This window comes from Streptomyces luomodiensis (assembly GCF_031679605.1).
Taxonomy (GTDB): Bacteria; Actinomycetota; Actinomycetes; order Streptomycetales; family Streptomycetaceae; genus Streptomyces; species Streptomyces luomodiensis.
In genome coordinates this window covers 8,722,897-8,744,167 of the sequence record NZ_CP117522.1, presented here as the reverse complement: position 1 = coordinate 8,744,167, position 21,271 = coordinate 8,722,897, and the positions used below count along the sequence as shown (strand labels likewise).

At 75.5% G+C, this 21,271-nt stretch carries 2 protein-coding genes; both read left to right on the top strand.

The features are described 5' to 3' along the window. Positions 1-8: 8 nt before the first annotated feature. Complete coding sequence (locus tag PS467_RS36780; protein WP_311038872.1) at positions 9-20,009, top strand: non-ribosomal peptide synthase/polyketide synthase; 20,001 nt, start codon at positions 9-11, stop codon at positions 20,007-20,009. Beyond that, complete coding sequence (locus tag PS467_RS36775) at positions 20,006-21,265, top strand: MFS transporter (protein ID WP_311038871.1); 1,260 nt, start codon at positions 20,006-20,008, stop codon at positions 21,263-21,265. The genes PS467_RS36780 and PS467_RS36775 overlap by 4 nt, the downstream gene beginning before the upstream one ends. Positions 21,266-21,271: the final 6 nt, after the last annotated feature.

Sequence of the window (21,271 nt, the reverse complement as noted above, 5' to 3'; positions counted from 1 at the left end):
AGGACGACATGACGTCTTCGAGGAAGGACCGCGCCGCCGCGCTGCCCGAGGAGCTGCGGGAGGCCCTGCGCCGCCGCCTCGCGGGCAAGGCCGGCCGAGCCGAAGCCATCCCCCGCGCGGACCGCACACGCCCGCTGCCGCTGTCCTACGCCCAGGCGCGCCTGTGGTTCCTGCACACCCTCCAGCCGCGGGATGCGGGGTACAACAGCGCGCTGGCGCTGCGGCTTACCGGCGCCCTGGACCCGGTGGCGCTCTCCCGGGCGCTGGATGCCCTGGTGGCGCGCCATGAGGCGCTGCGGACCACGTTCGACGACACCGACGGCCGGCCCGTGCAGGTGGTCCACCCGGCCGGGCCCGTCCCGCTGCCGGTGGCGGACCTCACCGGCCCGGAGCACGGGCCCGGGGCGCTGGACGAGCTGCTGTCGGCCGAGTACGCCCGGCCCTTCCCCCTGCGGACCGGGCCACCGCTGCGGGCGCTGCTGGTCCGCCTCGCCGAGGAGGAGCACGTCCTGCTGGTCACGGCCCATCACATCGTCACCGACGGCTGGTCGATGGGGGTGCTCCAGGACGAGCTGTGCGCGCTGTACGGCGCGGAGCCGGGCGCGGACCCGCTGCCACCGGTGCCGGTGCAGTACCCGGACTTCGCGGTGTGGCAGCGGGAGCGGCTCGCGTCAGCCGCGTCGGACCGGGCGCTCGACCACTGGAAGGAGCGGCTGGACGGCGTCGTCCCGCTGGAGCTGCCCACCGACCGGCCCCGCCCCCCGGTGCGCACCTCGGCGGGGGCGGTGCACGAGTTCACCGTGGGCCGCGCCACCGCGGCCCGGCTGCGCGCGCTCGCCGCGCAGGAGCACACCACGCTGTTCACCGCGCTGGTCGCGGCCTGCCAGGGGCTGTTCGCCCGCTGGTCGGGACAGGACGACATCGCCATCGGCACCGTCACCTCCGGCCGTGGCCGTACCGAGCTGGAGCGGGCCGTCGGCTTCTTCGTCAACACGGTGGTGCTGCGCTCCGCGGTGGACACCGCCCGCTCCTACCGGGAGCTGCTGGCCGGCGCCGGGGCCACGGTGCTGGACGCCTTCGCCCACGACGAGACGCCGTACCAGCGGTTGGTGGAGGCGGTGGGGGCGCGCCGGGACGCGGGCCGCAACCCGCTGTTCGACGTGATGGTGCTGCTGCACAGCGCCCCCAGGAGCGCGCCCCGGCCGGCCGGACTGACCGCCGCGAGCGTCGATGTGCCCCGGCGGTCCGCCACCTTCGACCTCAGCGTCGAATTCATCGAAGAAGCGGCGGACGGGGCGGAGCTGCGGGGGCTGCTGGAGTACAGCACCGACCTGTTCGACCCGGCGACCGCCGAGCGGATGGCGGGACATCTGCTGGTACTGCTCGACGCGGTGGCCGCCGAACCGGACCGGCCGGTGTGCGAGCTGCCCCTGCTCACGGACGGGGAGCGGCGGCGGATGGCGGCGCTGGGACGTGGCCCCGCCCTCGCGGTGGCGCCGGCCACGTTCCCGGCGGCGTTCGAGGCGCTGGCGGCCCGCGTCCCGGGGGCGACGGCGCTGGTCGCCGGGGACGAGGTGTACGACGCCGCCGGGCTCAACGCGGCCGCCAACCGGCTGGCGCACCATCTGATCGCCCAGGGCGTCGGACCGGAGCGCGTCGTCGGGGTGAAGCTGCCCCGGACCGCCGGCATGATCGTGGCGATCCTGGGTGTGCTCAAGGCGGGCGGGGTCTATCTGCCCATCGATCCGGAACTGCCCGCCGAGCGGGTCGCGTTCCTCCTCGCCGACGCCCGGCCCGCGCTGGTGCTCGACGAGGCGGCGCTGCGCGCCGTCCCGGACACCCTGCCGACCGCCGATCCCACGGACGCGGACCGGACCGCCGCCCTGCACCCCGGCAGCGCCGCCTACGTCCTGTACACCTCCGGCTCGACCGGCCGCCCCAAAGGGGTGGTCGTGGAGCACCGGTCGCTGGTCAATCTGCTGGTCAGCCATGGCCGGGGGTTCGTGGCCGAGGCGGGCGGCGGTCCGCTGCGCGCGGCGCTGACCGCGTCGTTCTCCTTCGACACCTCGCTGGAGGGGCTGCTGCTGCTGGCCGACGGCCATGAGCTGCACCTCATCGACGAGACCACCCGGCTCGATCCGGCCGCGCTCGTGGCGTACGTCGCGGCCCACCGCATCGACTTCCTCGACCTCACCCCCTCGTATCTGCGGCAGCTGCTGCCCGCCGGGCTGCTGGACCACCCCCGGCACCGCCCTCGGGTGCTGATGCTGGGCGGCGAGGCCATCGGTCCTTCGCTGTGGCGGCAGCTGGCGGACACGCCCGGCACCACGGCGTACAACTTCTACGGCCCGACCGAGTGCACCATCGACGCGCTCGCGGCCCGGATATCCGGCGCCGGGCACCCGGTGGTGGGCCGGCCGCTGGGCAATCTGCGCGCCCATGTGCTCGACGCCCGGCTGCAGCCGGTGCCGGTGGGGGTGGCGGGTGAGCTGTATCTGTCCGGTGCGCAGGTGGCCCGGGGGTACCGGGGCCGTCCGGGACTGACCGCGTCCCGCTTCGTGGCCGATCCGTACGGGCCCGCCGGCAGCCGGATGTACCGCACCGGGGACATCGCGCGCTGGACCGCCGCCGGGGAGCTGGACTGCCTCGGGCGCGCCGACGATCAGGTGAAGATCCGGGGCCACCGGATCGAACCGGGCGAGATCGAGGCGGCGCTGCTGGATCTGCCGTCCGTCGCCGAGGCGGCCGTGGTCGCCGTGACCGACGACCGCGGTCACGCGCGGCTGGCCGCCTACTACGTCCCCGCACCGGCCGGTGCCCCGCCCACCTCCGGTGAGCTGCGCACGGCCCTCGGGCGCACCCTGCCCGGCCATATGGTCCCCGGTGCGTTCGTCGCCCTCGACGCCATGCCGCTCAGCCCCAGCGGCAAGCTGGACCGCCGGGCGCTGCCCGCCCCGCGACCGGAGGCGGACCGGCCGGAGCGGGCGGAGGTGGCTCCGCGCACCGAGGCGGAGCGGGAGCTCGCGCGGATCTGGGCCGAGGTGCTGGGCGCCGGGACGGTGGGGGTGAGCGACAACTTCTTCGAGCTGGGCGGCGATTCGATCCTCAGCATCCAGCTCGTCTCCCGCGCCCGCCAGGCCGGATACGCGCTCACCTCGCGGGACGTCTTCCTGCACCAGACCGTCGCCGAGCTGGCCGCCGCCGTGGCACCGCGCACCGCGCCCGGCGCCGCCGAGGCGGATGCCGGGGAGCGGGCGGAGGTGGCGGGTCCGGCGCCGCTCACCCCGATCCAGCACTGGTTCTTCGCCACCCATGGCCCGCTGCGCCACTTCACCATGTCGATGGTCCTCGATCTGCCCCGCGACCTGGACGAGGGCGCGCTTCGGACCGCGCTGGGCGCCGTGGTCGCGCATCACCCGGCCCTGCGCACCCGGTTCGTGCGCGGCGACGACGGCGGGTGGCGGCAGCTGGCGGACGGCGCGGCGGGCGGGCCGCCGCTGCGCCGCCACGACCTGTCCCAGCTCAGCGGCGCCGAGGAGGCAGCCGCGGCCGAGGCGGCGGCGGAGGCCGCCCGCGCCGAACTCGACCTGGCCGCCGGGGTGTTGCTGCGGGGTGCGCTGCTCAGGCGCGGGGCGGGGGCCCGGCCGCGGCTGTTCCTGACCGCCCACCACCTGGCCGTGGACAGCGTCTCGTGGCGCATTCTGCTCGGCGATCTGGAGCGCGCCTACCGGCAGGCCGCCGCCGGGGAGCCGGTGCGGCTGGAGCCCGTCCCCACCCCCTTCACCACCTGGGCCACCCGGCTGGCCGGCCAGGTGCGGGAGGGCCGGCTGGACGGCGATCTGGCGTACTGGGAGGACCTGTGGCGGACGGGCGGCGCGGCCCTTCCGGTGGACCGGCCGGGCACGGCCACGGCCGGGTCCACCCGCACCGTGCGCGTCACGCTCGACCGCGCGGCCACCGACGGGCTGTTGCGCCGGGTGCCCGGGGTCTACCGCACGCAGATCAACGATGTGCTCCTCAGCGCGCTGGGGCGGGTGCTCGCCGGCTGGACGGGCGAGGACCGGGTGCTGGTGGCCATGGAGGGCCACGGCCGGGAGGACCTGGCGGAGGCCGTCGACCTGTCCCGGACCGTGGGCTGGTTCACCACGCAGTATCCGGTGGCGCTGACCGTGCCCGGCGGCGGCTGGGGCGCGGTGCTGAAGTCGGTCAAGGAGCAGCTGCGCGCCGTGCCGCACCGGGGGCTGAGCCATGAGGCGCTGGCGTATCTGAGCGCCCCGGACTCCCCCGCGCGGGCGCTCGCCGCCGCACCGCTGCCGGGCATCTGCTTCAACTACCACGGCCAGTGGGACTCGGGCGGGGGCGACGGCGGGTTCACGCTCACCGGCCAGGCGCTGGGGCGGGATCTGGCCGCCGACCAGCCCTCGGCGCATCAGCTCGATGTATCCGCCGTGGTGGCCGACGGTGAGCTGGAGCTGACCTGGCTGTTCTCCGACCGGGTGCACGAGGCGGCCACGGTGCGGCGGCTCGCGGACGGCATGCTCACGGCGCTGCGGGAGATCGTGGCGCACTGCGACGGACCGGACGCGGGCGGCCGGACCCCTTCCGACTTCCCCCTGGCCCGGCTGGACCAGGCCACCGTCGACCGGCTGGTGGGCGACGGGCGGGAGACCGAGGACGTCCATCCGCTGACGCCGCTTCAGGAGGGCATGCTCTTCCACCGGCTGGTCGGCGGCGGGGAGGACGTCTACCTGGACCAGGCCACGCTGATCCTGGAAGGGGTGGGCGACCCGGAGGGGTTCGCGCGGGCCTGGCAGGAGACGGTGGACCGGACACCGGTGCTCCGCGGCGGCGTCGTCTGGGAGGACGTCGAGCGGCCGCTGCTGGTGGTCCGCCGCCGGGCCGAGGTGCCCGTGACCCGGCTGGACTGGCGCGGGCTGTCCGGGGAGCGGCGCGAGGCCGAGCTGGAGCGGTTCCGGACCGAGGATCTGGCCCGGGGCATCGATCTGGCCGCACCGCCGCTGATGCGGCTGGCCGTCGCCCGGCTGACCGACACCCGTGTGGCGCTGGTCTGGACCTCGCACCATCTAATCCTGGACGGCTGGAGCCTGGCGCAGGTGTTCACCGAGGTGTGCGAGCGGTACACCGCGGCCGCCCGGGGCGGTCGGCCGGCGCTCGCCGCCCGCCGGCCGTTCCGCGACTATCTGCACTGGCTGGACGGGCAGGACGGACAGGAGGCGGAGCGCCACTGGCGGACCGTGCTCGCGGGCTTCACCGCGCCGACCCCGCTCCCCCGCGACCGCGCGGCCGTGGAGTCCCACCGGTCCCGGTCCTCCGCGACGGTGGCGGTGGCGCTCACCGCCGAGGTGTCAAAGGAGCTGCGCCGCACCGCGCGGAGCGGCGGGCTGACCGTCAACACGGTCGTGCAGGGCGCCTGGGCGCTGCTGCTGTCCCGGTACAGCGGTGAGCGGGACGTGGTCTTCGGCACCACGGTCTCGGGCCGCCCGGCCGAACTGGCCGGGGTGGAGTCGATGGTGGGGATGTTCATCAACACCCTGCCGACCCGGGTGCGGGTGGACGCCGACCGGAACACCGGTGACTGGCTGCGGGACCTCCAGCTGGCGCAGTCCGCGTCCCGGCGCCACGAATCGGTCTCGCTGGCACAGGTGTCGGCCTGGAGCGAGGTACCGGCCGGAACCCCGCTCTTCGATTCCATGGTGGCCTTCGAGAACTACCCCTTTGACGACTCCTCGGCGCGCGAGGCGGGTCTGCGGATCATCGAGGTGCGGTCCATCGACGCGACCAACTTCGGCTTGAGTCTGCGGGCCCATCTCTCCGACCGGCTGGGCTTCGACCTCGGCTATGACCCGGGGCTGTTCGACGCCCGCACCGCGCGGGCGCTCGCCGACCGGCTGTGTCTGCTGCTCACCGCGATCGCGGCCGACCCCGGCCGGCCGCTGCGGGCGCTGCCGTGGGCCACCGCCGAGGAGCGCCGGCGCACCCTGGAGGAGTGGGCCGGCGGCACGGCCCCGCGGGCGCCGGAGCGGACCCTGGTGGACCTGTTCGAGGAGCAGGCCGGGCGCACCCCCGACGCCACCGCCGTCACCTGCGCCGGTAAGTCGCTGTCGTACGCCGAACTGGACGCGCGGGCGGGCCGGCTGGCGCACCGGCTGCTGGCCGAGGGCGCCGGGCGGGAGCGGTATGTGGCGCTGGCCCTGCCCCGTTCGCCGGAGATGATCGTGGCGATCGTGGCGGTGCTGAAGACGGGCGCGGCCTATCTGCCCCTCGACCCGGACCAGCCGTCCGGCCGGATCGCGCGGATGCTCGCCGACGCCGAACCGGTCGCCCTGGTGACCACCGCCGCCCTCGCGGCGCGGCTCGGCGGGGACGGGGGCGGGCACACCGCCGTGGCCCGGCTGTGCCTGGACGACCCGGCGCTGATCGCCGACCTGGCGGGCCGGCCCGCCGCCGTCCCGGCCGGTGCCGGGCCGCTGCCGGACAGCCCCGCCTACGCCATCTACACCTCCGGGTCCACGGGGGTGCCCAAGGGGGTGGTGATCCCGCACGCCAATGTGGTGCGGCTGTTCGACCGGACCCGCGCGTGGTTCTCCTTCGACACGAGCGATGTGTGGACGCTGTTCCACAGTTACGCCTTCGACTTCTCCGTCTGGGAGATCTGGGGGGCGCTGCTGCACGGCGGCCGGCTGGTGGTCGTCCCGTACGCGGTCTCCCGCTCCCCGGAGGAGTTCCGGCGGCTGCTGGCGGACGAACGGGTGACGGTGCTCAGCCAGACGCCGTCCGCCTTCCAGGGGCTGATGCGCGCCGACGCCGAGCACCCCGGGGCGCGGCTCGCCCTGCGCCGGGTCGTCTTCGGCGGTGAGGCGCTCGATGTGCGGCGGCTGGCGGAGTGGTACGCGCGGCATCCGGACACCGCGCCGGTGCTGGTCAACATGTACGGGATCACCGAGACCACCGTGCATGTCACCTACACCCCGCTCGACCGCGCCGCCGCGGCCGCACCGGCGGCCACCGGGAGCGCCATCGGCACCGGCATCCCCGATCTGCGGGTGTACGTGCTGGACGAGGGTCTTCAGCCGCTGCCCCCGGGGGCGGTCGGCGAACTGTACGTGGCGGGGGCGGGGCTCGCCCGCGGCTATCTGCGCCGCCCGGGGCTGACCGCCGCCCGCTTCGTGGCCGATCCGTACGGACCCGCCGGGAGCCGGATGTACCGCACCGGGGACCGGGCCCGGTGGAGCGCGGACGGACAGCTGGAGTATCTGGGCCGCGCCGACGACCAGGTGAAGATCCGCGGTTTCCGGATCGAGCCCGGGGAGGTCGAGGCCGCGCTGGCCGCCCATCCGGAGGTCGGCGACGCGGTGGTGACCGCGCGGGAGGACCAGCCCGGGGTGCGGCGGCTGGTGGCCTATGTGGTGGCCGCCGGTCCGGCCGCGCCACCGTCCGCCGCCGCGCTGCGGGAGTTCCTCAAGCGGTCGCTGCCCGCGCAGCTGGTCCCGGCGGCGTTCGTGCCGCTGGACGCGCTGCCGCTGACCGCCAACGGCAAGCTGGACCGGGCGGCGCTGCCCGCGCCCGGCCCGGACGGCTTCGCGGCGAGCGCCGAGCGGATCGCCCCGCGCACCGAGGCCGAGGTGACGGTGGCGCGGGCGTGGGCCGAGGTCCTCCCGATCGAGGAGGCCGGGGCGACGGACGACTTCTTCGCGCTGGGCGGCGACTCCATCCTGGCCATCCGGGTGGCCTCCCGGCTGCGGACGGCCTTCGGCACGGATGTCTCCCCGCGGGCGCTGTTCACCCACACCACCGTCGCCGACCTCGCCGCCGCGCTGACCGCGGCACCGGGCGGCGGGGCCTCGGACCCCATCCCGGCCGTGCCACGGGAGGGGGACCTGCCGCTGTCCTTCGCGCAGGCGCGCCTGTGGTTCCTGGACTCCTTCGACGACGGCGGCACGGAGTATGTGACACCCTTCGCGCTGCGGCTGCGCGGCCGCCTCGACACCACCGCCCTGCGCACCGCCCTGGACGGTCTGGTGGCCCGGCACGAGTCGCTGCGCACCACCTTCGCCGAGGTGGACGGCCACGGGGTGCAGCGGGTGCACGACCCGTACCCGGTGGCGCTGCCCCTGCACGACCTCACCGCCGCGCCCCCGGCGGAGCGCGAGGGGGAGCTGGCCCGGCTGCTGGAGCGGGACGGCGCCACACCGTTCGACCTGCGCACCGGGCCGCTGCTGCGGGCGTCCCTGATCCGGCTGGACGACGCGGAACACGTGCTGACCCTGACGATGCACCACATCGTCACGGACGGCTGGTCCACGGCCGTCATCGGCACCGATCTGAGCGAGCTGTACGGCGCGGCGGCCACCGGCCGGCGGCCCGCGCTCCCCCCGCTGCCCCTGGGCTACGCCGACTTCGCGGCGTGGCAGCGCGATCCGCGCGGCGGCGCGGCGCTGGTGGAGCCGCAGCTGGAGCACTGGCGGGCGCGGCTGGCGGAGCTGGCGCCGCTGGAGCTGCCGACCGACCGCCCGAGGCCGGCCGTGCAAACCAAAAATGGGGCGCTGCTGGAGTTCACCCTGCCCGCCGGGCTGGTGGAGCGGCTGCGCGCGACCGGGCGGCGCGGTGACGCCACCTTGTTCATGACGCTCCTCGCCACCTGCCAGGTGCTGCTGGCCCGCTGGTCGGGGCAGGAGGACATCGCGGTGGGCACCGTGACCTCCGGACGGGAGCGCCCCGAACTGGAGCACCTGGTCGGGATGTTCGTGAACACGCTGGTGCTGCGGACCCGGGTGGCCGCCGACGAGCCGTTCGCGCAGCTGCTGGCCCGGGTGCGGGGCACCGTGCTGGACGCCTTCGCCCACCAGGACGTGCCGTTCGAGCGGGTCGTGGACGCGCTCCAGCCGGAGCGGGACACCAGCCGCACCCCGCTCTTCCAGGTGATGGTGGCGCTGCACAACCTGGGCGGCGAGGTGCCCGACCTGCCCGGTCTGGCCGTGGAGGCCGTCCGGGTCCCCGGCCGGACCGCCGGTTTCGACCTGGGCTTCGACTTCGTGGCCCACCTCGGTGCCGTGACCGGCTTCGTGGAGTACAACACCGATCTGTTCGACGCGGCGACCGTGGAGCGGATGGTCCGCCGGCTGCGGCTGCTGCTGGAGGCGGTGGCCGAGGACCCCGGCCGCCGGGTGGGCGAACTGCCGCTGATGACCGCCGAGGAGCGGCGGACGGTGCTGGCGGAGTGGAACGCCACCGGGCTCACGGTGGCGGACACCACCTTCCCCGGGCTCTTCGAGGAGCAGGCCGCCCGCACCCCGGGCGCCACGGCGCTGGTGGCCGGTGACGCCGCCTACGACTACGCGGGGCTGAACGCCCGCGCCAACCGGCTGGCCCACCATCTGATCGCCCTCGGCGTGGGCCCGGAGAAGGTGGTCGCGGTCAGCCTGCCGCGTACCGCCGAGCTGATGGTGGCCCAGCTCGCGGTCCTCAAGGCGGGCGGTGCGCAGCTGTACCTCGACCCCGCGCTGCCCGCCGACCGGGCCTGGTTCCTGCTCCAGGACGCGGCGCCGGAGGTCGTCCTCACCCCGAAGGCCCTGCGGGACACGCCCCTGGACGCGCTGCCGGACACCGATCCCACCGATGCGGACCGGCTCTCCCCGCTGCTCCCCGGGCACTGCGCGTACCTCGTCTACACCTCGGGGTCCACCGGCCGCCCCAAGGGCGTCGCCGTCGAACACCGCCAGCTGGTCAACCTGTGCCTGGACCACCGGGCCGGGCTCATCGCACCGCACCAGGCCGAGGCGGGCCGTCCGCTGCGCGCCGCGCTGACCGCCGCGTTCTCCTTCGACACCTCCTGGGAGGGCGCGGTGTTCTTAGCCTCGGGCCAGGAGGTGCATCTGGTCGACGACGCGGTACGGCTGGACCCGCCCGCCCTGGTGGCGCTGATCGACGCCCGTGGCCTGGACTTCCTCGATCTCACCCCGTCGTATCTGCACGAGCTGACGGTGGCCGGGCTGTTCGCCGAAGGCCGCCACCGGCCGCGGATCGTCATGGTGGGCGGGGAGGCCATCGGGCCGGCGCTGTGGCGTCGGCTGCGCGCGGTGCCGGATGTGGCGGCGTACAACTTCTACGGGCCCACCGAGTGCACCGTGGACGCGGTGTACGGCGCGCTGGCCGACCTGGGCGACCGCCCGCTCATCGGGCGGCCCGGCCGCAATCTGCGGGCGTACGTCCTGGACGGCGCGCTGCGGCCGGTGCCGCCCGGCGTCCCCGGTGAACTCCATCTGGCCGGGGCCCAGGTGGCCCGTGGCTATCTGCGCCGCCCAGGGCTCACCGCGGCGCACTTCGTCGCCGATCCGTACGGCCCTCCCGGCAGCCGGATGTACCGCACCGGCGACCGGGCGCGCTGGGCGGCGGGCGGGACGCTGGAGTTCCTCGGCCGCGCCGACGAACAGCTGAAGATCCGCGGGTTCCGGATCGAGCCCGGGGAGATCGAGGCCGCGCTGCTGGACCATCCGGCGATCGAGGACGCGGTGGTGGTGGCCCGCGAGGACACCGGCCACCGGCGGCTGGTGGCCTACCTGGTGACCGCCGCCGCCCCGGACCCGGTCCAGCTGCGCGCCCATCTCAAGCGCACCCTGCCCGACTACATGGTTCCGGCCGCCTTCGTGACGCTGGAGCGGATGCCCCGCACCGACAGCGGCAAGGTCGACCGGCGGGCCCTGCCCGCACCCGGTGACCGGCCGGAACGGGGCTCGCCGTACGTGGCGCCGCGCACCGAGGCCGAGACGGTGCTCGCGCGGGTGTGGGCCGAGGTGCTGGGTGTCCCCCAGGTGGGCGTGGAGGACAACTTCTTCGCCCTGGGCGGGGATTCGATCCTCAGCATCCAGATCGTCTCCCGGGCCCGCGCGGCCGGGCTCGCGCTCACCTCCAAGGACGTCTTCCGCCACCAGACCGTCGCGGAACTCGCGGTGCGCGTGGGCGCCCGCCACCAGCCCCACCCGGCCCCGTCCGGGGCCGTGGCCGGCCCGGCGCCGCTGACCCCGATCCAGCACTGGTACCTCGACGGACGGCGCCCCGGCGACCGGCACCACTTCACCATGAGCCACCGGCTCCAGCTCACCGGCGACCTCGACGAGGCCGCCCTGCGGCAGGCGGTGGACGCCCTGGTGGCGCAGCACGCGGCGCTGCGCACCCGCTTCCTGGCCGTCGACGGGCGGTGGTACCAGGAGGTCCTGCCCGCCGCCCCCGCCGGCGTCCTGGAGCGGTACGAGCTGTCCGGGCTGGCGGAGGCGGCACGCGCCGCCGCCGTGGCCGAGGCCACGGTCGGCGCGCAGACCGGGCTGGACATCGGCGAGGGGGCCGTGCTGCGGGTGCTGCTGTTCACCTTCGGGCCCAAGCGGCCGCCCGAATTGCTGATCACCGCACACCACCTGGTGGTGGACGGCGTGTCCTGGCGCGTCCTCCTCGGCGATCTGCAGACCGCCTACCGGAGCGCCGCCGCCGGTGGCGCTCCCGCCCTGCCCCCGGCGAGCACCGCCTTCACCCGGTGGGCCGCCCGGCTGGCGGACCATGTGCGCTCCGGCGGGTTCGACGGCGACCTGGCGTACTGGCGGGACGTCGCGCGCGCCGCGCCCGCCGCGCTCCCCGTCGACCGCGAGGGCCCCAACACCCATGGCACGGCGGCCACGGTCACCACGGTCCTCGGCCGCGCCGAGACCGAGGCGCTGCTGCGCGCGGTCCCCGGGGTCTACCGGACGCGGATCGACGACGTGCTGCTCGGCGCGCTCGGCCGGACCCTGGTGCGCTGGACCGGCGGGAACACCGCGCTGATCGGGGTCGAGGGACACGGCCGCGAGGATCTCTTCGAGGACCTGGACCTGTCCCGCACCGTCGGCTGGTTCACCGCCGAGTACCCCCTGGCGCTGACCGTCGACGCCGAGGCGGGGTGGCGCGAGACCCTGCGGTCCGTCAAGGAGCAGCTGCGGGCCGTCCCGCACCACGGGATCGGCCACGGAGCGCTGCGCCACCTGGCCCCCGAGGGTTCCCCGGCCGGGGAGCTTGCCGACGGCCCGTCACCGCAGGTCGTCTTCAACTACCACGGCCAGTGGGACGTGGCCGGGGACGACGCCGGTGCGGTCCCGGGCCTGTACCGCGCCGCCCTCCCGGTGACCGGCCAGGACGCCCCGCCCGAGGAGACCCGCCCCTGCCTGCTGGAGGTCACCGGCGCGGTCCAGGACGGCCGGCTGGAACTGGGCTGGAGCTATCCGGCCCGGATGTACGACGAGGCGACCGTGCGCCGGCTCGCGGAGGACACTCTGGCCGCGCTGCGGGAGATCGTCGCGCACTGCGCGGAGCCCGGCGCCGGCGGGCGCACCCCCTCCGACTTCCCGCTCGCCCGGCTCGACCAGCGCCAGGTGGATCTGATCGCCGGGGACGGCGGCGCGGTGGAGGACATCTACCCGCTGACCCCGCTCCAGGCCGGCATGCTCTTCCACGGTCTGGTGGACACCGGTGGCGCCTACCTCGACCAGATCGCGATCCGGATCGGCGGGATCGCCGACCCGGACGCCTTCGCGGCCGCCTGGCAGCGGGTGGTGGACCGTACGCCGGGCCTGCGCAGCTCCGTCCGCTGGGAGGGGCTCGCCGAGCCCGTCCAGGTCGTCCACCGGCGGGCCGCCCTGCCCACCGCCCGGCTGGACTGGCGGGAACTGACACCGCCCGCGCGGGAGGAGGCGCTGCGCCGGCTGCTGGACGCGGACCGGGCCGCCGGGATGGAGCTCACCTCGGCCCCGCTGAGCCGGATCGCGGTGGCCCGGCTCCCCGAGGACGAGGTCATGCTGGTGTGGACCGCGCACCATCTGATGCTCGACGGCTGGAGCACCGGGCAGGTCTTCGCCGAGGTGTGCGAGACCTATGCGGCCCTGGTCGCCGGGCTGACGCCCCGGCCGCCCGCGCGCCGGCCCTTCCGGGACTTCCTCGGCTGGCTGCGGGGGCGGGACCAGGAGCGGGCGGAGCGGCACTGGGCCGGGGTGCTGGCGGGGTTCGGGGCCCGCACGCCGCTGCCGTACGACCGGCCGCCCCGGGAGGCGCACCGCACCACCTCCACCGCGCTGACCCGGCTGGAGCTGACCGAGGCGGTATCCGACCGGCTGCGTCGGACGGCGCGCGGCGGCGGGCTGACGGTCAACACAGTGGTGCAGGGGGCGTGGGCGCTGCTGCTGGCGCGGTACGGCGGTGAGCGCGACGTGGTGTTCGGCACCACCGTCTCGGGCCGTCCGGACGGGCTGCCGGGCGTGGAGACGATGGTCGGCATGTTCATCAACACGGTCCCCACCCGGACCGTGGCGGACGGCGGCCGTGAGGTCGTGGAGTGGCTGCGGGAGCTCCAGGAGCAGCAGAGCGAGGCGCGCCGCTTCGACTTCGTCGCGCTCCCCCGCATCCAGGGCTTAAGCCCGCTCCCGGCCGGTGAGGCGCTCTTCGAGAGCTTGGTGGTGTTCGAGAACTACCCGTTCGACGAGGCGTCGGCGGCCGGTGCCGGGATCGTCGTCCGCGAGGTGCGGGCCGAGGACTCCACCAGCTTCCCGCTGTGTCTGCGCGCCTATCTCGGCGACCGGCTGGGCTTCGACATCGCCTACGATCCGGCGCTGTTCGACGCGGCCACGGTGGAGCGGGCGGCGGCCCATCTCCGGACGCTGCTGACCGGGATCGCGGACGGCGCCGGGCGGTGTCTGGACGAGCTGCCGCTGCTGACGGAGGCGGAGCGGCTGCGGGCGGCGGCCGAGTGGAACGCCACCGCCCGGCCGCTGCCGCAGGGTTCGCCGGCCGAGCTGTTCGCCGAGCGGGTCCGGCGCGCCCCGGACGCCGTCGCCGTCACCGACGGCGCCACCTCGCTCGGCTACGCCGAACTCGACGACTGGTCGGGCCGGCTGGCCGGGCACCTGGTGCGCGCCGGGGTGCGGCCGGAGGACCGGGTGGCGCTGCTGATGGACCGGTCGGTGGAACTGGTCGTGGCCCAGCTGGCGGTGGTCAGGGCCGGCGGGGTGTACGTACCGGTGGACGCCCGCGCCCCGCGCGACCGGCGGCGGGCGCTGCTGGACCAGGCGGGCGCCGCGGTCGTGCTGACGCGCGAGGAGGTGGCCGCCGCGCGGCAGGGCGGGCCGGCGGCGCCCGCGGTGCCGGTGCACCGGGACCAGCTGGCGTATGTGATGTTCACCTCCGGGTCGACCGGGGTGCCGAAGGCCGTGGGGGTGCGCCAGCGCGATGTGGCGGCGCTCGCCCTCGACCGCGCCTTCACCGGCGGCGGGCACGAACGGGTGGCGATGCACTCGCCGGTGGCGTTCGACGCCGCCACCTACGAGATGTGGGTGCCGCTGCTGAACGGCGGCCGGGTGGTGGTGGCACCCGGCGAGCTGGACGCCACGGCGGTGCGCCGGCTGGTGGCCGAGCAGGGGGTGACCGGGCTGTGGCTGACCGCCGGGCTGTTCCGGCTGCTGGCGCAGGACGCGCCGGACTGCTTCGCGGGGCTGCGCGAGGTGTGGACGGGCGGCGATGTGGTGCCGGCGGCGGCGGTGCGCCGGGTGCTGGCGCACTGCCCCGGGCTGACCGTGGTGGACGGGTACGGACCGACCGAGACCACGACCTTCGCCACGTCGTATCCGATGTCCCGCGCCGATACGGTGCCCGAGGTGGTGCCGATCGGCCGGCCGCTGGACAACATGCGGGTCCACGTCCTGGACGCGCGGCTGCGGATGGTTCCCCCGGGGGTGGTCGGGGAGCTGTTCATCGCCGGTGAGGGGGTGGCGCGTGGCTATCTCGGCCGCCCCGGCCCGACCGCCGCCGCCTTCCTCGCCGATCCGTACGGGCCCGCCGGGGAGCGGATGTACCGCACCGGCGACCTGGCGCGCCGGCGGCCGGACGGCACGGTGGAATTCCTCGGCCGCGCCGACGACCAGGTCAAGATCCGTGGCTTCCGGATCGAACCCGGCGAGGTGGAGGGGGTGCTGGCCGGGCATCCGGACGTGGCGGATGTCGCGGTGGTGGCCCGGGAGGACCGGCCCGGCGGGAAGCGGCTGGTGGCCTACGCGGTGGCCGGTGCCGGGGCCACGGTGGACGGTGCGCGGCTGCGCGCGTACGCCGCGGCCCGGCTGCCGGACTACATGGTGCCGTCCGCCGTCGTCCCGCTGGACGCGCTGCCGCTCGGCCCCACCGGGAAGCTGGACCGCGCGGCGCTGCCCGCACCGGACCCGGCGGCTCTCGGATCGCGCCGCGCGCCCTACCGCGAGCCGCGCGAGGGGGCCGAGCGGACGGTGGCGGCGGTCTGGGCCGAGGTGCTCCAGGTGGCGCGCGTCGGCGCCGGGGACGACTTCTTCGAACTCGGCGGCGACTCGATCCTGTCCATCCGGCTCACCTCGCGGCTGCGGGAGGTCTTCGGGGTGGAGCTGTCGCCCCGGCTGGTGTTCACCCATCCCACGGTCGCCGCCCTGGCCGAGGCGCTCGCCGGCGCGGACGGCCGGGGCGCGGACCGGCCCGCCCCGATCACACCGGTGGACCGGGACGCCGAGCTGCCGCTGTCGTACCCCCAGCAACGGCTGTGGTTCCTGGACTCCTACGCACCGGACAGCGCCGAGTACATCACCCCGCTCGCGCTGCGGATGCGCGGCACCCTCGACGTGGCGGCGCTCGGCGCGGCGCTGACCGCGCTGGTGGCCCGGCACGAGTCGCTGCGGACCACCTTCGACACGGTGGACGGCCGCGGGGTGCAGATCGTGCACGAGCCGGGGGAGATCCGGCTCGACCCGCTGGACCTGTCCCATCTGTCCGCCCCCGAGCGGGAGGCGGAGCTGCTGGCGCTGCTGGCGTACGACCGGGCCCGCCCGTTCGACCTGCGGCGCGGCCCGCTGCTGCGGACCGGGCTGATCCGGCTGGGCGCCCGGGAACACGTCCTGAGCCTGACGCTGCACCACATCATCACCGACGGCTGGTCCACCGGTGTGCTCCTCGGCGATCTGCGGGAGCTGTACCGGGCGGCGCTGAGCGGCGAGCCGGCGGCGCTGCCACCGCTGCCGGTGCATTACGCGGACTTCGCCCACTGGCAGCGCGCCGAGCTCACCGCCCTCCGCGCCGAAGAGCAACTGGCTTACTGGAAACGCCAGTTGGCAGATGTACCACCGCTGGAGCTGCCCACCGACCGGCCCCGGCCCGCGGTGCGGACGCGATACGGCGCGACCGTGGAGTTCACCGTCCCCGCCGAGGTGGTCCGGCTCTTGCGGGAGTTCGGGCAGGCCCGGGGCACCACCTTGTTCATGACGCTGGTGGCGGCGGCCCAGATCCTGCTGGCCCGGCTGTCGGGCGGGCGCGACATCGCCGTGGGCACCGTCACCTCGGGGCGGGAGCGCGCCGAGGTCGAGCGGCTGATCGGGTTCTTCGTCAACACCCTGGTGCTGCGCTCCACGGTCGATCCGCGCGCCCGTTTCGACGACTTCCTGGCCGAGGTGCGCGGCACCGTCCTGGACGCCTTCGCCCATCAGGCGGTGCCGTTCGAGCGGGTGGTGGACGAGGTGCGGCCGGCCCGCGACGCCAGCCGGACACCGCTGTTCCAGGCGATGGTGGTGCTCCAGAACGCCCCGGGCCGGGCGCTGGACCTGCCCGGTCTGGAGCTGACGGACGTGGAGCTGGAGACCGACACCGCCAGCTTCGACCTCACCTTCGAGTTCGCCGAGGGCGAGGGGGGCGTGCTGCGCGGGCTGATCGGCTACAGCACCGATCTGTTCGACGCCCCGACCGTGGCGCGGATGGGCACCGCCCTCGGCGCGCTGCTCGCCGGGATCGCCGTGGATCCGCGGCGGCCGGTGGGCGCGCTGCCGCTGGCCACCCCGGCCGAGCTGCGGCGCACCCTGGTCGAGTGGAACGACACCCGGCGGGAGGTGGCGCCGGCCACGCTGCGCGAGCTGTTCGAGCGGCAGGTGGCGCTCTCCCCGGACGCCACGGCCGTGCGGTACGGGAAGGGCGATCTGACCTTCGCCGAGCTGGAGACGGCCGCGAACCGGCTGGCGCACCGGCTGATCGGCCGGGGTGTGGGCCCGGAGCGGCTGGTGGCACTGGTGCTGCCGCGTTCGGTGGAGATGCTGGTGGCGCAGCTGGCCGTGGTGAAGGCGGGCGGCGCGTTCCTGCCGGTCGACCCCGGCTATCCGAAGGAGCGGGTGGCGTTCATGCTCCAGGACGCCGCGCCCTCGGTGGTGCTCGACGACACGGCCTCGGTCTGGGTCGAGGACGGCCCGGCCGGGCCGCCGCCCGGCCGTGGCCTGACGCCGGACCACCCGGCGTACGTCATCTACACCTCCGGGTCCACCGGAGTGCCCAAGGCGGTCGTGGTCACCCATGCGGGGCTGGCGAGCTTCGCGGCCGCCGCGGCCGCGCACTACGGCGTGCGGGCCGGGGACCGGGTGCTCCAGTTCTCCTCCCCGAGCTTCGACGCCGCCGTGCTGGAGCTGTGCGTCTCGCTGCCCGCCGGCGCGGCGCTGGTGATCGGTGACGAGGGCCCGCTGCTGGGCGAGCGGCTGGCCGAGGTGCTCGGCGGGCAGCGGATCACCCATGCGCTGATCCCCCCGGCGGCGCTGGCCACCCTGGACGAGGCGGCGTGCCCAAAGCTGCCGGATCTGCGGACCCTGATCGTCGGCGGCGACACCTGCTCCGCCGAGCTGGTGGACCGCTGGGCCCCGGGCCGGCGGCTGGTCAACTCCTACGGCCCGACCGAGGCCACGGTGGTGAGCACCTGGTCCGAGCCGCTGACCGCCGGGTCGGGGGCGCCGCCGATCGGCCGGCCGATCCCCAACACCCGGGTCTATGTGCTGGACGAGGCGCTGCGCCCGGTGCCGGTGGGCGTGGCCGGGGAGCTGTATGTGGCGGGCGCGGGTCTGGCGCGGGGCTATCTGGGCCGTCCGGGGCTGACCGCGGCGCGGTTCGTGGCCGATCCGTTCGGCCCCGCGGGCGGCCGGATGTACCGCACCGGCGATGTGGTGCGGTGGACCGGCGACGGTGAGTTGAGGTTCCTGGGCCGGGCCGACGACCAGGTCAAGGTGCGGGGCTTCCGGATCGAACTCGGCGAGGTGGAGAGCGCGCTGCGGCGCGCCCCGGACGTGCGGGAAGCGGTGGTCGCCGTACGGCGGACCGCCGCGACGTCGGAGCAGCCCCTGGGCGGGAAGCGGCTGGTGGGCTATGTCGTCCCGGCGCCGGGCGGCGCGCCGACCGCCGCCGCGCTCCGCGACCATCTGCGGCGGACCCTCCCGTCCCACATGGTGCCCTCGGCGTTCGCCACCCTGGACTCCCTGCCGCTGACGGCCCATGGCAAGGTCGACCGCCGGGCCCTGCCCGACCCGGACCCGGCGCCGGCCTCCTCCGGAGCGGGCCATGTCGCCCCGCGCACCCCGATGGAGCGCCGGATCGCGGCCGTCTGGGCGGATGTGCTCGGCCTGGAACGGGTGGGCGTGGAGGACAACTTCTTCGACCTCGGCGGGGACTCCATCCTCAGCATCCAGGTGGTCTCCCGCGCCCGCCAGGCCGGGCTCCGGCTGACCACCAAGGACCTGTTCACCCATCAGTCGGTGGCCGCGCTGGCCACCGTGGCCACCGCCGAGCGGGACGAGGGCGGTGCGGAGCCGGTGACCGGGGCGCTGCCGCTGACCCCGATCCAGCGCTGGTTCTTCGCCACCCACACCGTCAATCCGCACCACTTCAACCAGTCCACCCTGCTGGAGCTGCACCGGGAACCGGACGAGGAGGCGCTGGAAGGGGCGCTGGCCGCGCTCCTGGTCCACCATGACGCGCTGCGCACCCGGTTCACCGAGGACGGCGGCGAGTGGCGCGGTCACGTCCCCGAGCCGGGGGCGGACACCGCCGTCCTGGACCGCCACGACCTGTCCGGTCTGCCGGCGCGGGAGGCGGACGCGGCGATGGAGCGGGTGGCCGACGCGCTCCACGCGGGCTTCGACCTCGGCCGCGGGCCGCTGCTGAAGGCCGCGCTGTTCCGCTTCGGCGGGGCGCGGCGGCCGTTCCTCTTCCTGACCGCGCACCACCTGGTCATCGACGGGGTGTCCTGGCGGATCCTGCTGGACGATCTGGACCTGGCCTATCAGCAGGGCGTGCGGGGCGAACCGGTGGACCTGGGCCCCAGGACCACCGCGTTCCTCAACTGGGCGCGGCGGCTGGCGGACCATGTCGCGGGCGGCGCCCTGGACCATGAGGCCGACCACTGGTGCGCGGCCCTCGACGCCCCGCCGCTGCCGGTCGACCACCAGGTGGCCGCGCCGGGGGCAGCCACCCGTACGGTGGCGGTCGCGCTCGGCCAGCGGGACACCGAGGCGCTGCTGCGCGCGGCGCCCACCGCCTACCGCACCCGGATCAACGATGTGCTGCTCGCCGCCCTCGCGCCGGCGCTGTCCCGCTGGACGGGCCGGAACCGGGTCTTCGTGGAGCTGGAGGGGCACGGGCGCGAGGAGGACGTCCTGGAGGGTGTCGACCTCTCCCGTACGGTGGGCTGGTTCACCACGATGTATCCGGTCTCCTTCGAGCTGCCGGACCTGCCCGACGGCGGGCCGGCCGACTGGCGCGGTCTGGTCAAGTCGGTCCGGCGGCGGCTGCGGACCGTCCCCGGCAACGGCTTCGGCTTCGGGGCGCTGCGCGCCTTCGGCCCGCCCGAGCTGCGCGAGCGGCTGTCCCGCGACGGCGCCGGGCCGCAGATCGTCTTCAACTACCTGGGCCAGTGGGACGCCCGGTCGGCACGGGCCCAGGGTGGTCTGGTGCACGCCGAGCACGGGTCGTTCGGCCAGGACCACGACCCGCGCGAGGGCGGTTCCCACCTGCTGGAGGTGGTGGGCGCGGTGCAGGACGGCCGGCTCGGTTTCACCTGGCACTACCGCCCCGATGTGCACGACAGGGCGACCGTGGAGGCGGTGGCCGGCGACTTCGCGGCGGCGCTGCGCGCGATCGCCGACGACTGCCGGGGTGCCGTATGACCGCGGCCGCGCCGGTGTCCGAACCGGTCCCGCTGTCGCGCAACCGGGGCTACCGGCTGCTGTGGGGCGGTCAGGCGCTGTCGGAGTTCGGCTTCCACGCGACGGCGATCGCGTTTCCGCTGCTGGTCCTCGCGCTCACCGGCTCGGGCGCCGCCTCCGGTCTGGTCATGGGCACCGTCGCCGCCGCACAGCTGGTGACGGGGCTCCCGGCGGGTGTCCTGGTGGACCGCTACGACCGCAAGGCGATCATGCTGGGCTGTGAGGCCGCCCAGGCGGCCGCCGCCCTCAGCCTGGTGGTCGCCGTGTGGTCCGGCGCCGCCGCGGTCTGGCACATGGTGGTCGTGGCGGCCGTGTTCGGGGCGAGCGCGGCGCTCTTCGAACCGGCGGAGAGCGCGTCGCTGCCGGCCCTGGTGGCGGACGAGCAGCTGCCCACGGCGGTGGCGATGAACACCGCCCGCGCCTCGATGGGCCAGCTGGCGGGCACCGCCACCGGCGGATTCCTCTTCGCCGTGGGACGGTTCGTGCCCTTCCTGGTGGACACCGTGACGCACACGCTCTCCTTCGTCGCGCTGCTCTTCGTCCGGCTGCCCCGGCGCGAGCGGCCCGCCGGCGGGGCGGGCCCGCTCGTCGGTGAGGCGCTGGCCGGGCTGCGCTGGGTGTGGCGGGAGCCCCGGATCCGGGTCACGGTGCTGTGCGCGGTGGTGCTCAACCTGTTCTTCAGCGCCTTCTACCTCGTCGTCATCGTGGTCGCCGAGTCCAGGGGGGTGCCCTCCGGGGAGGTCGGTGTGATGGCGGCGATGCTCGGGGTGGGCGGGGTGCTCGGCGCGCTGACGGCGCCCGTGACCCACCGGCGGCTGGGCCCCTACGGCGCCATCGTCGCGGTGTTCTGGGCCCTGGCCGTGCTCGCCCCGGTCACCGTGCTGGTGGACAGCGGCTATCCGATCGGGGTGCTGTTCGCCCTGATGGCGATGTTCCCGCCGGCGGCGAACACCGCCATCATGACGGACCAGCTGCTGCGCACCCCGGACGAGCTGCGCGGCAGGCTCACCAGCACCCTCGTCCTGGCCTGCGGGGCCGCGGGCGCGGCGGGTCCCGCGCTGGGCGGGTCGCTCGCCCAGCTCCTGCCGGGCGGCCGGGCGATCCTGCTCTGCTCGGCCGGGATGGCCACCGCGGCCGTCCTGGCCACCGTCAGCCCGAGCCTGCGCACCCTGGCCCGGGGCCATGAGACCGGGCGGCAGCCCGTGGCCGCCGACTGACCGTCA

What these genes read in the sequence shown, in the direction of transcription:
- PS467_RS36780 (WP_311038872.1), top strand. Translation starts at nt 9, where the DNA reads ATGACGTCTTCGAGGAAGGACCGCGCCGCCGCGCTGCCCGAGGAGCTG.
- PS467_RS36775 (WP_311038871.1), top strand. Translation starts at nt 20,006, where the DNA reads ATGACCGCGGCCGCGCCGGTGTCCGAACCGGTCCCGCTGTCGCGCAAC.